Below are 15,350 nucleotides of genomic sequence, written 5' to 3'. Positions count from 1 at the left end.
CCCCTTTATGTGTCATTTTTGTACCTGCTTAACTGCTATATCTACGGCCTGATTAACAACACTTTCCCAATACTCCAGAGCCTCCATATCTGGATTGCCTTTTATGTTCCCTTCCAGATCTAAACTACTCACTGAACGTAGGGTAGTTGTGAGTTGATTAGTACCGCCCCTGCCAATACGCTTTACATCTACATCAATTATCACTAAGTGAGTAAGTAACTCTGTCCAATACTTAATACTACAGAAGATCTTGTAATTAGTTTTGGATACATTTTCCCGTACTATATCGATACGTTGTATGAGCTTCTTCATACGATTGTTTAATTCAATTCGGTACTCTACGTTCATATCTAACTTATCATCATCATAAGTTAGGGTAATGTCCTTCGGGGCATCTACTGATTTAAGGCGTATGGTTAGTTCATCCTGTTCACGGTTCATTACTTCCAGTTCATCAAGTATTGCAAACTTTTCATGCCTACTTGCCTTTGTAAGACGTTCACGAAATGCCGCAATATCCCTTTCATTCTGAATCCATTGATCACGTAGTGTTAGTACGTTTGATTCTTCCTGTCCATACACTTCACTAAAATCAAGTCCTACTATTGCGTTCAATAGGGGGCGTTCTAACGCATTATAAGCAATGCTACGAGCCGTACAGGTTTTATCTGTACGTTTACCTAAACAGACTGTAAAAAGTCCACCATGACTATTACGCTTCGTTATTATGGCCTGTTTACATATAGGGCATCTACTCATACCCGCAAATAGATTAAGCATGTTCTTTTGATGTGTTTTGCCCTTTGATGGAGATATTTTAAGAGCCTGTACACGTTCATATAGTTCTTTATCAATGATCGATGGGTAACGGGCATCATCGGCTACGCGTTTATCACTTAACGCTCTTAATACAGTAACAAGTGTCCACGGTTTACCATTATCTGTATCGCCATATGTGCGTACTATTTGTGCCGCACCAATACCATTTACATAATCGTTATACATACGCTGTATCGCCTTTGCCGTGTTATTAGTACGGTATTGTTTAATACCATCAACTTCTACTACATCGAACCATCTTGGACGTACCTTAGATACATTACCAAATCTATTTTCATGACTCTTTTTCATCATGATACTTTTTCTTTTTGACTCACCGTGCGATCTATTCACTTGCATGGTAAGTACAGTAATGCTTTCTGGTATGTAGCGGGAATACGTCATACCCGTTTCAATTTCCAGAATAGTAGTACCACGGTTAATTAAACCAGATAGTATTTCTACGGCATTATAGGGATCTACCCTTACTAATCTATCCACGTTCTCCACAACTAATACAGAATCCGGTACTACTCCATCCATTACCATTTTACGGTATTGCCCCAACTTACCATTAGGACTCCAGTTTTTACCCCGAAACGCTGAGCGACCTTCTGAAACCATTTGAGTAATATTGTCCGTATCTAATGTAAAAGGTAGACGCGGATCTAATGCGATAGATTGAATAAACTGGTTTATCGTGTTCACCTGCCTTTGTATCCCAAAACCATCAACCTGATTCAGTGTTGATACACGGGCATAGCTCCACACTGGTATTTTCATCTTCTTGTTCTCTCGTTACTTACTGTGGCGTACATTATACATCAACTGTTCACTGCTGCTAATGGGGCCGCAATGGCATCAACGCGCCGATCGCGAAAACAGCCTGCTGGGACACAGTGGCTGCCGCGTAGGCGGGAACGATCTGGATATCGCGCTGGCGTTTAAACACCTGATGCCACTGCTGGGTATGGGCGGTGAGACTGAAAAAGGTATCGCCTTACCGATTCTCCCCTGGTGGAACGCGGTCGCAATCAACGATGTTCCCGCGCAAAGTGATTTCTACAGCAGCGCCAACGGTCGTTTACTGAACGATCTTGTCCGCGACGCGAAAGAAGCCGATAAAGTAGCCTTGCTGCTTAAAGTCTGGCGCGAGCGTCTGAGCTATCGCCTTGTGCGCAGCGCAGAAGAGAGCAAAATCGCGCTTTCCGACCAATCCATTGTAACGGCGGCGATACCGTTTATCAGCGACACGCTGGCAACCGATATTAGTCAACATGGATTGGAAGCTGCGCTCAATCAGCCCCTGGCGCGCATTCTGGAGCAGGTCCAGCTGGCGCTGGACAACGCGCAGGAAAAACCGGACGTGATTTACCTAACCGGCGGCAGCGCGCGTTCACCGCTGATTAAAAAAGCCCTCGCCCAGCAGCTTCCGGGGATCCCTATCGCGGGTGGCGATGATTTTGGTTCTGTCACCGCCGGACTGGCCCGCTGGGCTGACGTTGTTTTCCGCTAAGCCGCTCGCATGCTGAAAAGTGTGCGTATTGACATCACTGTAGCTGTGGCTTATTTTCAGGAGTGAGGGTTAGGGAGGGTTTCCCCTCCCCCTGGTGTCTTAGTAAGCCGCGAAGCTAATGACTAAGAGTATCACCAGTATGATGACCTGCTTCATCATAACCCTTTCCTTATTTTGGCCCCTTCCTCGGGAGGGGCTTTCCCGTTCCAGCGTCCAGCTGAAATCTCTGGCTTTCCTCCTTTTTGCCTTGTCAGCACTCTATAGCACAATTGCGCATTCGCTATTTTCACCACCGATTGTTGCGTAACACCTCGCAAAGCCGCGTCAGCATTCAGACGAATCCCGACAGTGTTTCATAATTCCTCCATTTTTCTCCCTTGTTCGCTGGCTAAACTAGTATCATTCCGCGAATCGTTTCAGGATGAGAAACTCATAACAATGAAAGGCAGTAATAAATCCCGCTGGGTGATAGCAATTGTGATCGTTGTGGCCACTATAGCCGCCATCTGGTTCTGGCAAAGCCGTAGCGGCTCCCAGGAAACCGCACCGGGCGCGGCTAAACCCGCGCAGCACGCGGCTGGTCCGGGACGGCGTGGAATGCGCTCCGGGCCGTTGGCTCCCGTTCAGGCTGCCACCGCCGCCGAGGAAGCCGTGCCACGTTACCTGACAGGGCTGGGGACCGTTACTGCCGCAAATACCGCCACGGTGCGTAGTCGGGTAGATGGTCAGCTCATCGCCTTACACTTTGAGGAAGGACAGCAGGTAAAAGCCGGCGACCTACTGGCAGAGATAGATCCCAGCCAGTTCAAAGTCGCTCTGGCTCAGGCGCAGGGACAACTTGCAAAAGATAAAGCCACGCTGGCGAATGCCCGTCGCGATCTTGCCCGCTATCAACAGCTGGTTAAAACCAATCTGGTCTCCCGCCAGGAGCTGGATGCCCAGCAGGCGCTGGTCAACGAGACGTTAGGCACAATCAAAGCGGACGAAGCCAGTGTCGCCAGCGCTCAGTTGCAGCTCGACTGGAGCCGGATAACCGCGCCTGTCGATGGTCGTGTCGGCCTGAAGCAGGTCGATGTCGGTAACCAAATTTCCAGCGGCGATACCACTGGAATCGTCGTCATTACGCAAACGCATCCCATCGACCTGATATTTACCTTGCCTGAAAACGACATTGCTACCGTGTTACAGGCACAAAAATCGGGGAGCCAGCTGAAGGTCGAAGCCTGGGATCGTACCAATTCGCAAAAGCTGAGCGAAGGCGTCCTGCTCAGTCTCGACAATCAGATTGATGCCACCACCGGAACAATTAAAGTTAAGGCTCGTTTTTCCAATCAGGATGATGCCTTATTCCCTAACCAGTTCGTTAACGCCCGCATGCTGGTCGACACACAACAAAATGCCGTTGTGATCCCAACGGCCGCCCTGCAAATGGGTAACGAAGGCCACTTTGTCTGGGTGCTGAACAGCGATAATAAAGTGAGCAAACATCTGGTGAAACCGGGAATTCAGGATAGCCAAAAAGTGGTGATCGCCGCCGGGCTGTCTGCGGGCGATCGAGTCGTGACCGACGGTATCGATCGTCTGACGGAAGGCGCAAAAGTCGAAGTCGTTGAGGCGCACGACGCCTCTGTTTCCGATGAGAAAACAGCGCCACGCGGATACGGCAAAAAAGGAGCCAACTCCTGATGCAGGTGTTACCTCCGGACAACACAGGCGGACCATCGCGCCTGTTTATTCTGCGCCCCGTCGCCACCACGCTGCTGATGGTCGCGATTTTGCTTGCCGGTATTATCGGTTATCGCTTCCTGCCAATCGCTGCCTTACCTGAAGTGGATTACCCCACGATTCAGGTCGTTACGCTCTACCCCGGTGCCAGCCCGGACGTCATGACCTCGGCGGTCACCGCGCCGCTTGAACGCCAGTTCGGCCAGATGTCTGGCTTAAAACAGATGTCCTCGCAAAGCTCCGGTGGCGCATCGGTCGTTACGTTACAGTTTCAACTGACGCTCCCGCTGGATGTTGCCGAGCAGGAAGTTCAGGCCGCGATTAACGCCGCCACCAATTTATTACCCAGCGATCTCCCTAACCCTCCGGTCTACAGCAAAGTAAACCCGGCAGATCCGCCGATCATGACGCTGGCGGTCACTTCCAGCGCCATGCCGATGACGCAGGTGGAAGATATGGTCGAAACCCGCGTCGCGCAGAAAATCTCTCAGGTATCCGGCGTGGGTCTGGTAACTCTTTCCGGAGGGCAACGTCCGGCGGTCCGCGTGAAACTTAACGCTCAGGCCATTGCCGCACTCGGTCTGACCAGCGAAACCATTCGTACGGCCATTACCGGCGCTAACGTCAATTCGGCAAAAGGGAGTCTTGATGGCCCAACGCGTGCCGTTACCCTTTCAGCCAACGACCAGATGCAGTCCGCAGACGAATATCGTCAGCTCATTATTGCCTATAAAAACGGTGCGCCGGTTCGTTTGGGCGATGTCGCCACCGTCGAACAAGGGGCCGAAAACAGCTGGCTGGGCGCATGGGCCAATAAGCAACAAGCTATAGTGATGAATGTTCAGCGTCAGCCAGGAGCAAACATCATCTCCACGGCAGACAGTATCCGCCAGATGCTGCCACAGCTCACCGAAAGCCTGCCCAAATCGGTTAAGGTCAGCGTACTTTCCGATCGTACAACCAATATTCGTGCGTCCGTAGCGGATACCCAATTTGAGTTGATGCTGGCGATTGCGCTTGTAGTCATGATTATCTACCTGTTTTTGCGCAATATTCCGGCAACCATTATTCCTGCGGTCGCCGTACCGTTATCGTTAATCGGCACCTTCGCGGTGATGGTATTTCTTGATTTCTCCATCAACAACCTGACCCTCATGGCGCTAACCATTGCGACAGGCTTTGTTGTGGATGACGCTATCGTGGTTATCGAGAATATTTCACGCTATATCGAAAAAGGCGAAAAACCGCTGACTGCTGCCCTGAAGGGCGCGGGCGAGATTGGTTTTACCATCATCTCTCTGACATTTTCACTGATCGCCGTACTGATCCCACTGCTGTTTATGGGGGATATCGTAGGTCGATTATTCCGGGAGTTCGCTGTAACGCTGGCCGTAGCGATTCTGATTTCCGCCGTTGTCTCGCTCACTCTTACGCCGATGATGTGCGCGCGTATGCTGAATCAGGCCTCATTGCGTAAGCAAAACCGCTTCTCCCGCGCCTCAGAGCAAATGTTTGATCGCATCATTGCCGGGTACGGACACTGGCTGGCGAAAGTGCTCAACCATCCGTGGCTCACGCTCAGCGTTGCGCTCGGCACGCTGGTATTGAGCGTCATGCTTTGGGTCTTTATTCCCAAAGGCTTCTTTCCGATCCAGGACAACGGCATTATCCAGGGCACGCTGCAGGCACCGCAGTCCAGCTCATTTGCCAGCATGGCCCAGCGCCAGCGTCAGGTTTCAGATGTCATCCTGAAAGATCCGGCGGTAGAAAGCCTGACCGCTTTTGTCGGTGTGGATGGCACGAATACGGCCTTAAACAGCGCGCGCTTACAAATCAACCTTAAGCCGCTGGATGAACGTGACGATCGAGTGCAGAAAGTGATTGCGCGCTTACAGGACGCGGTTGACAGAGTTCCCGGCGTTGACCTCTATCTACAGCCCACTCAGGACCTGACGATTGATACCCAGGTCAGCCGGACGCAATATCAGTTCACGCTGCAAGCGACATCCCTTGATGCCCTCAGCACCTGGGTTCCACAGCTGATCGCTAAACTAAATCAGCTACCGCAACTGTCCGATGTTAGTAGCGACTGGCAGGACAAAGGGCTGGTGGCGTATGTGAACGTCAATCGCGACAGCGCCAGCCGTTTGGGCATCAGCATGTCAGATGTCGACAACGCCCTGTACAACGCTTTCGGCCAGCGACTGATTTCAACTATCTACACCCAGGCAAATCAGTATCGCGTGGTGTTAGAACATGACACCAACAATACACCGGGGCTTGTGGCTCTGGATACAATACGTCTGACCAGTAGCGACGGTGGCATAGTACCGCTCAGCGCGATCGCCAGCATTGAACAGCGTTTTGCCCCACTGTCGATTAACCACCTCGATCAGTTCCCGGTCACCACCATCTCGTTCAACGTGCCAGACGAACATTCGCTGGGCGATGCGGTACAGGCGATTCTGGATGCCGAAAAAACGCTTAACCTGCCCGCAAATATTACCACCCAGTTCCAGGGCAGCACGCTCGCTTTCCAGGCCGCGCTGGGAAATACCATCTGGTTGATTGTGGCTGCGGTTGTCGCAATGTATATCGTCCTCGGCGTGCTGTATGAGAGCTTTATTCACCCAATTACTATTCTCTCCACGCTGCCGACGGCGGGCGTCGGGGCGCTCCTGGCGTTAATGATTGCCGGCAGCGAACTGGACGTCATCGCGATTATCGGCATTATTTTGCTCATCGGTATCGTCAAGAAAAACGCCATCATGATGATCGACTTTGCCCTTGCCGCGGAGCGCGAACAGGGAATGTCACCACGCGATGCCATTTTCCAGGCCTGTCTGCTGCGTTTCCGCCCAATTCTGATGACTACGCTGGCGGCACTGCTCGGCGCGTTGCCGCTGATGTTGAGTACCGGTGTGGGTGCCGAATTACGCCGTCCGTTAGGGATTGGTATGGTCGGCGGCCTGCTGGTAAGCCAGGTATTAACTCTGTTTACCACCCCGGTGATTTATCTGCTGTTTGACCGTCTGTCGCTGTATGTGAAAAGCCGCTTCCCGCGTCAGGAAGAGGAAGCGTAAATGAAATTTTTCGCGCTTTTCATTCATCGTCCGGTGGCGACCATTCTCATTTCGGTAGCCATCACCCTGTGCGGCATACTCGGATTTCGTCTGCTGCCGGTCGCTCCACTGCCGCAGGTGGATTTTCCGGTGATCATGGTCAGCGCATCGTTACCGGGTGCCTCACCCGAAACAATGGCGTCCTCGGTCGCAACTCCGCTGGAGCGCTCGCTGGGGCGCATTGCGGGCGTGAACGAAATGACATCAAGCAGTTCGCTTGGCAGTACGCGTATTATACTCGAATTCAAATTCGACCGTGACATCAATGGCGCGGCGCGGGACGTTCAGGCCGCGATTAACGCCGCGCAAAGTCTGCTACCCAGCGGGATGCCGAGCCGACCAACGTATCGCAAAGCCAACCCTTCCGATGCGCCAATCATGATCCTGACGCTAACGTCGGACACTTACTCGCAAGGTGAACTGTACGATTTCGCATCAACACAACTGGCGCAGACCATCGCGCAAATCGACGGTGTGGGCGACGTTGACGTTGGAGGCAGCTCTCTGCCTGCCGTGCGTGTAGGACTGAATCCGCAAGCGCTGTTTAACCAGGGCGTGTCGCTTGACGACGTGCGTAGCGCAATTGACAACGCCAACGTGCGTAAGCCGCAGGGCGCTATCGAAAATGATACCCACCGCTGGCAGGTCCAAACCAACGATGAGCTGAAAACCGCCGCCGAATACCAGCCGATTATCATCCACTACAACAACGGCGCAGCGGTGCGACTGGGCGACGTTGCGTCTGTAACCGACTCGGTACAGGACGTACGCAACGCGGGGATGACCAATGCCAAACCGGCCATTCTGCTGATGATCCGCAAGCTACCGGAAGCCAATATTATTCAGACGGTAGACAGCATTCGCGCCAAATTACCGGAATTACAAACGCTGGTCCCGGCCGCCATCGATCTGCAAATAGCCCAGGACCGCTCGCCGACCATTCGCGCCTCGCTGGAGGAAGTCGAACAAACGCTGGTTATCTCCGTGGCGCTGGTTATCCTGGTGGTCTTTGTTTTCCTGCGCTCCGGGCGCGCGACGCTGATCCCCGCGGTAGCGGTTCCGGTATCGCTGATAGGTACCTTTGCCGCCATGTATCTATGCGGATTCAGCCTGAACAACCTGTCATTGATGGCGTTAACCATTGCTACGGGATTTGTCGTAGATGACGCTATCGTGGTGCTGGAAAATATTGCCCGCCACCTGGAAGCGGGAATGAAGCCGCTCCAGGCGGCGTTGCAGGGTACGCGCGAAGTAGGATTCACCGTGCTTTCCATGAGCCTGTCGCTGGTAGCGGTGTTCCTGCCGCTGCTGTTAATGGGCGGATTGCCTGGGCGCTTGCTGCGCGAGTTTGCCGTCACGCTGTCGGTCGCTATCGGCATCTCACTGCTGGTGTCGCTGACATTAACGCCAATGATGTGCGGCTGGATGCTCAAATCCAGCACCCCACGCGAACAGTCTCGCAAACGGGGTTTTGGTCGTGTGCTGGTTGCGCTGCAACAGAGTTACGGCACCTCGCTTAAATGGGTGCTGCGCCATACGCGACTGGTAGGCGTGGTGTTACTTGGCACCATTGCGCTGAATATCTGGCTTTATATTTCCATCCCCAAAACCTTCTTTCCGGAGCAGGATACGGGTGTATTGATGGGTGGGATCCAGGCCGACCAGAGCATCTCTTTCCAGGCGATGCGCGGCAAACTGCAGGATTTTATGAAAATCATCCGCGACGACCCGGCGGTAAATAACGTCACCGGCTTTACCGGCGGTTCCCGGGTCAACAGCGGGATGATGTTTATTACCCTCAAGCCACGCGATGAGCGCCATGAAACGGCTCAGCAGGTGATCGACCGCCTGCGCGTCGCACTTGCCAAAGAGCCAGGCGCGAATCTTTTTCTGATGGCGGTGCAGGACATCCGCGTTGGCGGACGTCAGGCCAACGCCAGCTATCAGTACACACTGCTGTCCGACGATCTCGCGGCGCTGCGCGAGTGGGAACCGAAGATCCGTAAGGCGCTTGCCGCCCTGCCCCAACTGGCGGACGTCAACTCCGATCAGCAGGACAATGGCGCGGAGATGAATCTGATTTACGATCGCGACACTATGTCTCGCCTGGGGATCGATGTGGCAGCCGCCAACAGCCTGTTGAATAATGCTTTCGGACAACGGCAGATTTCTACCATCTATCAGCCGATGAACCAATACAAAGTGGTGATGGAGGTCGATCGACGTTACACCCAGGACATCAGCGCACTAGACAAAATGTTCGTCATCAATAATGACGGTAAAGCGATCCCATTATCGTATTTTGCTAAATGGCAGCCGGCGAATGCGCCACTGTCTGTGAACCATCAGGGCTTGTCCGCCGCCTCAACCGTGTCGTTTAACCTGCCGACAGGTTCTTCACTGTCAGAAGCGACAGAGGCGATCAACAGAACCATGACCCAGCTCGGCGTCCCTTCCACGGTTCGCGGTAGCTTTGCCGGTACCGCTCAGGTATTTCAGGACACGATGAATTCGCAGGTAATCCTGATTATTGCCGCCATCGCCACGGTCTATATCGTGCTGGGCATGCTGTATGAAAGCTATGTACATCCGCTGACCATTCTCTCCACGCTACCTTCGGCAGGCGTCGGGGCGTTGCTGGCTCTGGAACTGTTCAATGCCCCGTTCAGCCTAATCGCCCTGATAGGGATCATGCTATTAATTGGCATTGTGAAGAAAAACGCCATCATGATGGTCGATTTTGCGCTGGAAGCGCAGAGAAACGGCAAGCTGCAGCCGGAAGAAGCTATTTTCCAGGCCTGCCTGTTGCGCTTTCGCCCAATAATGATGACCACGCTGGCGGCGTTGTTTGGCGCGTTGCCGTTGGTGTTATCCGCAGGGGATGGCTCTGAACTGCGCCAGCCTTTGGGGATAACCATTGTCGGTGGGCTGGTCGTGAGCCAGCTCCTGACGCTGTACACCACGCCCGTGGTCTATCTCTTTTTCGACCGTCTGCGTCTGCGTTTTTCGCGTAAAAACAGCAAACCGGTAGCAGAGTTATGACAGAACTTCCCGACAGCACCCGCTGGCAACTTTGGATTGTGGCATTTGGCTTTTTTATGCAGTCGCTGGATACCACCATCGTTAACACCGCACTTCCCTCGATGGCGGCAAGCCTCGGGGAAAGCCCGTTACACATGCATATGGTCATCGTGTCATATGTACTAACCGTTGCCGTGATGCTGCCCGCCAGCGGATGGCTGGCGGATAAAGTTGGCGTGCGGAATATCTTCTTCACCGCCATTATCCTGTTTACGCTTGGCTCGCTGTTTTGCGCCGGGTCCAGCACGCTCAACGAGCTGGTGATGGCGCGCGTTTTACAAGGCGTTGGCGGTGCGATGATGGTACCGGTCGGCAGGCTAACGGTGATGAAAATCGTCCCGCGTGAGCAATACATGGCGGCGATGACGTTTGTCACTTTACCCGGTCAAATCGGCCCGCTGCTGGGCCCGGCGTTAGGCGGGATTCTGGTTGAATACGCCTCCTGGCACTGGATATTTTTGATTAACATTCCGGTAGGCATTGTCGGTGCGATAGCGACGTTAATGCTGATGCCCAACTACACCATGCAAACCCGACGTTTCGACCTCTCAGGGTTCGCAATGCTGGCGGTCGGCATGGCGGTACTGACGCTGGCGCTCGATGGCAGCAAAGGAACCGGCCTCTCCAGTATCACGCTGGCGGCGCTGGTTATCTGCGGGGTGTTGGCTATTGCGCTATATCTGAAACACGCCCATCGTAATCCGCGTGCGCTGTTCAGCCTGAATCTGTTTCGCACACAAACCTTCTCGCTAGGTCTGTTCGGCAGTTTTGCCGGACGCATCGGCAGCGGCATGTTGCCGTTTATGACGCCGGTGTTTTTACAGATAGGCCTCGGTTTTTCACCCTTTCATGCCGGTCTGATGATGATCCCGATGGTGCTGGGCAGTATGGGCATGAAGCGCATTGTGGTGCAGGTCGTGAACCGCTTTGGTTACCGTCGCGTACTGATTACCACCACGCTTGGCCTGTCGCTGGTCAGTCTATTGCTAATGACCACGGCACTGCTGGGCTGGTATTACGCCCTACCCTTCGTGCTGTTTTTACAGGGAATGGTCAACTCAACGCGTTTTTCATCCATGAACACGCTTACGTTAAAAGACCTGCCTGACGATCTGGCCAGCAGCGGTAACAGCCTGCTGTCGATGATCATGCAGCTGTCGATGAGTATTGGTGTGACCATCGCAGGCCTGCTGTTAGGCATGTTCGGCCAACAGCATATCGCCATCGACAGCGGTAGTACGCATACCGTCTTTATGTATACCTGGCTGTGCATCGCCTTCATTATTGCGCTGCCCGCCATTGTTTTTGCCCGCGTGCCGAACGACACGCAAACCAACGCGGTGATTTCACGACGCAAAAGGAGCACCTGATGAAGTTCTGGCGGCCCGGTATCACCGGCAAACTGTTTCTGGCGATTTTCGCCACCTGCATTGTGTTGCTGATCAGCATGCACTGGGCCGTACGCATTAGCTTCGAACGTGGTTTTATTGATTATATCAAGCACGGCAACGAGCAGCGGCTGCAAATGCTCAGCGACGCATTAAGCGAGCAGTACGCGCAGCACGGCAACTGGCGATTCTTACGCAATAACGATCGTTTTGTGTTCCAGATCCTGCGCTCTTTTGAACACGACAATGACGATGATAAACCGGGCCCAGGTATGCCGCCGCACGGCTGGCGTACACAGTTTTGGGTTATCGACCAAAATGCCCGCGTGCTTGTCGGCCCGCGCGGCCCAGTTCCTCGCGACGGCATGCGCCATCCCATCCGTGTCAACGGTAGCGAAGTGGGCGCCGTGATCGCCTCTCCTGTGGAACGTTTAACACGGAATACGGATATCAATTTCGACATGCAGCAAAGACGATCCAGTTGGCTTATCGTTGCGCTCTCCACGATCCTGGCTGCGCTGGCGACGTTTACGCTGGCGCGCAGCCTGCTGGCTCCGGTTAAGCGGTTGGTGGAAGGCACGCACAAACTGGCGGCGGGCGATTTCACCACGCGCGTTACGCCAACCAGTACGGATGAGCTGGGCAAGCTGGCGCAGGACTTCAACCAACTCGCCAGTACGTTGGAAAAAAACCAGCAGATGCGTCGTGACTTTATGGCCGATATTTCTCACGAACTGCGCACGCCGTTGGCGGTACTGCGCGGTGAGCTGGAGGCCATTCAGGATGGCGTCCGCCAGTTTACCCCTGACTCAGTTGCCTCTTTACAGGCTGAAGTCGGTACACTCACTAAGCTGGTGGACGATCTTCATCAGCTCTCCATGTCCGATGAAGGCGCGCTGGCCTACCAGAAAACATCGCTGGACCTCATCCCCCTATTGGAAGTGGCAAGTGGGGCATTTCGTGAACGCTTTGCCAGTCGTGGGCTAACGATACAACTTTCACTCCCGGACAGCATGACGGTATTTGGTGACAGGGATCGTCTGATGCAGTTGTTCAACAACTTACTGGAAAACAGTCTGCGCTACACCGATAGCGGTGGCGGGTTGCATATCAGCGCCGAACAACGCGAACGCATGGTGTTATTAACCTTCGCAGATTCCGCTCCCGGCGTAAGTGATGAGCAGTTACAGAAGTTGTTTGAACGGTTTTACCGCACCGAAGGCTCGCGTAACCGCGCCAGTGGAGGGTCCGGGTTGGGGCTGGCGATTTGCGTCAATATCGTACAGGCGCATAATGGTCTGATTCGTGCCGCCCATTCGCCTTTTGGTGGGGTTAGCATTACAGTAGAGTTACCGCTGGAACGCGATTTACAGAGAGATGTATGACTGAGTTACCCATTGATGAAAACACACCGCGTATTCTGATCGTGGAAGACGAGCCTAAGCTAGGGCAACTGCTGATCGACTACCTGCGGGCAGCGAGCTATGCACCTACGCTCATCAGCCACGGCGACCTGGTTCTGCCTTACGTGCGCCAAACACCGCCCGATCTGATCTTGTTGGATCTGATGCTGCCCGGTACCGACGGTCTGACACTGTGTCGGGAAATCCGCCGTTTCTCTGAAGTCCCCATCATGATGGTAACCGCTAAAATCGAAGAGATTGATCGCCTGCTGGGGCTGGAGATCGGTGCGGATGACTACATTTGTAAGCCCTACAGCCCGCGCGAAGTTGTCGCGCGCGTAAAAACAATCCTGCGTCGTTGCAAACCGCAGCGCGAACTGCAACAAATGGATGCAGAAAGCCCGCTAATCGTCGACGAAGGCCGTTTTCAGGCCTCCTGGCGTGGAAAGATGCTCGACTTAACGCCCGCAGAATTCCGCTTACTTAAAACGTTGTCACATGAGCCGGGAAAAGTGTTCTCCCGAGAACAATTGCTTAACCATCTCTATGACGATTATCGCGTCGTTACCGACCGCACCATCGACAGCCATATTAAGAACCTGCGGCGCAAGCTGGAGTCGCTGGATGCTGAGCAGTCGTTTATCCGCGCGGTCTATGGCGTGGGGTATCGCTGGGAAGCCGACGCCTGTCGACTGGCCTAAATACTCCCGCCCTTCAGGGCTCCACAGTTTCGAGGGGCCCTGGTGAAGACCTGAAAATTACTCGCTCAGCCGGGTAACGCAACGCTGTCGCCCGGCGTTTTTCTTTACCTGACTTCCCCGCAGCGCTACAATGCCCGCCCTTAATATGGGGGCACTCCCCTAACCGCCTCATTGAGTGAGGCGAGTCTGACCTGTCATCAGAACGAGAAAATTATGTTTAAACCGGAACTCCTTTCCCCAGCGGGAACGCTGAAAAACATGCGTTACGCTTTCGCCTATGGCGCAGACGCTGTGTATGCGGGCCAACCGCGTTACTCATTGCGCGTACGCAACAACGAATTCAACCACGAAAACCTGCAGCTCGGCATTAATGAAGCCCATGAACTGGGTAAAAAATTCTACGTGGTGGTTAACATTGCCCCACACAATGCCAAGCTGAAGACCTTTATTCGTGACCTGAAACCGGTGGTGGAAATGGGACCGGATGCATTGATCATGTCAGACCCTGGTCTGATTATGCTGGTGCGCGAAAACTTCCCTGACATGGATATTCACCTTTCAGTTCAGGCTAACGCCGTAAACTGGGCAACGGTAAAATTCTGGAAGCAGATGGGGCTGACCCGAGTGATCCTCTCCCGCGAGCTGTCGCTGGAAGAAATTGAAGAGATCCGCACCCAGGTGCCAGATATGGAGCTTGAGATCTTCGTTCACGGCGCGCTGTGCATGGCCTACTCCGGTCGCTGCCTGCTCTCTGGTTACATCAACAAGCGTGACCCGAACCAGGGTACCTGCACCAATGCCTGTCGCTGGGAATACAACGTGCAGGAAGGCAAAGAAGACGTGGTAGGCAATATCGTGCATAAGTACGAGCCTATCCCGGTACAAAACGTTGAGCCTACGCTGGGTATTGGCGCACCGACAGACAAAGTCTTTATGATCGAAGAAGCCCAGCGTCCGGGCGAGTACATGACCGCATTCGAAGACGAACACGGCACCTACATCATGAACTCGAAGGATTTGCGTGCCATTGCCCACGTTGAACGTCTGACGCAGATGGGTGTGCATTCCCTGAAGATCGAAGGCCGCACCAAGTCATATTATTACTGCGCGCGTACCGCACAGGTATACCGCAAAGCCATTGATGATGCCGCAGCCGGTAAACCATTCGACCCGCAACTGCTGGAAACGCTGGAAGGTCTGGCACATCGTGGTTACACCGAAGGGTTCCTGCGCCGCCATACGCATGACGACTATCAGAACTACGAATACGGCTTCTCTGTTTCCGAGCGTCAGCAGTTTGTCGGCGAATTCACCGGCGAACGTAAAGGTGAACTGGCAGCCGTACTGGTGAAAAACAAATTCACCGTCGGCGACAGCCTGGAGCTGATGACCCCACAGGGCAACATCAATTTTACCCTCGAACAGATGGAAAACGCGAAAGGCGAAGCGATGCCAGTTGCGCCGGGCGATGGTTACACCGTGTGGATGCCTGTACCGGAGGATATCGATCTGAATTATGCATTGTTGATGCGTAATTTTGTCGGTGAGTCCACACGTAACCCGCATGCTAAGTAGTTAATTACGGTTATTTTTCA

General features: G+C 53.5%; 9 protein-coding genes and 1 pseudogene. 8 read left to right on the top strand and 2 right to left on the bottom strand.

Annotation, left to right across the window (positions count from 1 at the left end):
• Positions 1 to 12: 12 nt before the first annotated feature.
• A complete protein-coding gene (locus OGY83_RS24130; protein WP_286637058.1) occupies positions 13 to 1,602 on the bottom strand; it encodes a recombinase family protein in 1,590 nt (529 codons plus the stop codon).
• A gap of 43 nt (positions 1,603 to 1,645) precedes the next feature.
• Here OGY83_RS24130 and yegD point away from each other — a divergent pair.
• Positions 1,646 to 2,335 (top strand): annotated as a pseudogene (yegD, locus tag OGY83_RS24125) (molecular chaperone); the annotation flags it as partial.
• Positions 2,336 to 2,434: 99 nt separating this feature from the next.
• Here yegD and OGY83_RS24120 read toward each other — a convergent pair.
• Positions 2,435 to 2,494, bottom strand: a complete 60-nt coding sequence (locus tag OGY83_RS24120; RefSeq protein WP_100280300.1) for a type I toxin-antitoxin system Ibs family toxin — start codon at positions 2,492 to 2,494, stop codon at positions 2,435 to 2,437.
• Positions 2,495 to 2,773: 279 nt separating this feature from the next.
• On the opposite strand from OGY83_RS24120, the gene OGY83_RS24115 reads away from it, so the two are divergent.
• From OGY83_RS24115 to trhP, 7 genes are all read left to right on the top strand, one after another.
• Entirely contained in the window at positions 2,774 to 4,021 is a 1,248-nt protein-coding gene (locus tag OGY83_RS24115; protein ID WP_286637057.1) for an MdtA/MuxA family multidrug efflux RND transporter periplasmic adaptor subunit, read from the top strand.
• Positions 4,021 to 7,143, top strand: a complete 3,123-nt coding sequence (locus tag OGY83_RS24110; RefSeq protein WP_286637056.1) for an MdtB/MuxB family multidrug efflux RND transporter permease subunit — start codon at positions 4,021 to 4,023, stop codon at positions 7,141 to 7,143. The genes OGY83_RS24115 and OGY83_RS24110 overlap by 1 nt, the downstream gene beginning before the upstream one ends.
• On the top strand, positions 7,144 to 10,224 hold the full coding sequence (mdtC, locus tag OGY83_RS24105) for a multidrug efflux RND transporter permease subunit MdtC (RefSeq protein WP_286637055.1): 3,081 nt from the start codon (positions 7,144 to 7,146) through the stop codon (positions 10,222 to 10,224). It abuts the gene before it with no gap.
• Positions 10,221 to 11,633, top strand: a complete 1,413-nt coding sequence (locus tag OGY83_RS24100; RefSeq protein ID WP_286637054.1) for an MFS transporter — start codon at positions 10,221 to 10,223, stop codon at positions 11,631 to 11,633. The genes mdtC and OGY83_RS24100 overlap by 4 nt, the downstream gene beginning before the upstream one ends.
• The gene (gene baeS, locus OGY83_RS24095; protein ID WP_079937555.1) at positions 11,633 to 13,036 is read left to right on the top strand and encodes an envelope stress sensor histidine kinase BaeS; all 1,404 of its coding nucleotides are present in this window, start codon (positions 11,633 to 11,635) and stop codon (positions 13,034 to 13,036) included. Before OGY83_RS24100 ends, baeS begins: the two co-directional genes overlap by 1 nt.
• Positions 13,033 to 13,755, top strand: a complete 723-nt coding sequence (baeR, locus tag OGY83_RS24090; RefSeq protein WP_123267513.1) for an envelope stress response regulator BaeR — start codon at positions 13,033 to 13,035, stop codon at positions 13,753 to 13,755. The genes baeS and baeR overlap by 4 nt, the downstream gene beginning before the upstream one ends.
• Before the next feature lie 213 nt (positions 13,756 to 13,968).
• The gene (gene trhP / locus OGY83_RS24085) at positions 13,969 to 15,330 is read left to right on the top strand and encodes a prephenate-dependent tRNA uridine(34) hydroxylase TrhP (protein WP_079937556.1); all 1,362 of its coding nucleotides are present in this window, start codon (positions 13,969 to 13,971) and stop codon (positions 15,328 to 15,330) included.
• Positions 15,331 to 15,350: the final 20 nt, after the last annotated feature.

Source organism: Citrobacter sp. Cpo090 (assembly GCF_030332665.1).
In the GTDB taxonomy this organism is placed as follows: Bacteria; Pseudomonadota; Gammaproteobacteria; order Enterobacterales; family Enterobacteriaceae; genus Citrobacter; species Citrobacter portucalensis.
Note: the sequence above shows the minus strand (reverse complement) of the source record. Positions and strands in the feature narration are given on the sequence as shown.

Coding starts and splice junctions, on each gene's coding strand:
- OGY83_RS24115 (WP_286637057.1), top strand. CDS start 2,774: ATGAAAGGCAGTAATAAATCCCGCTGGGTGATAGCAATTGTGATCGTT.
- baeR (WP_123267513.1), top strand. CDS start 13,033: ATGACTGAGTTACCCATTGATGAAAACACACCGCGTATTCTGATCGTG.
- baeS (WP_079937555.1), top strand. CDS start 11,633: ATGAAGTTCTGGCGGCCCGGTATCACCGGCAAACTGTTTCTGGCGATT.
- OGY83_RS24100 (WP_286637054.1), top strand. CDS start 10,221: ATGACAGAACTTCCCGACAGCACCCGCTGGCAACTTTGGATTGTGGCA.
- trhP (WP_079937556.1), top strand. CDS start 13,969: ATGTTTAAACCGGAACTCCTTTCCCCAGCGGGAACGCTGAAAAACATG.
- OGY83_RS24130 (WP_286637058.1), bottom strand. CDS start 1,602: ATGAAAATACCAGTGTGGAGCTATGCCCGTGTATCAACACTGAATCAG.
- OGY83_RS24110 (WP_286637056.1), top strand. CDS start 4,021: ATGCAGGTGTTACCTCCGGACAACACAGGCGGACCATCGCGCCTGTTT.
- mdtC (WP_286637055.1), top strand. CDS start 7,144: ATGAAATTTTTCGCGCTTTTCATTCATCGTCCGGTGGCGACCATTCTC.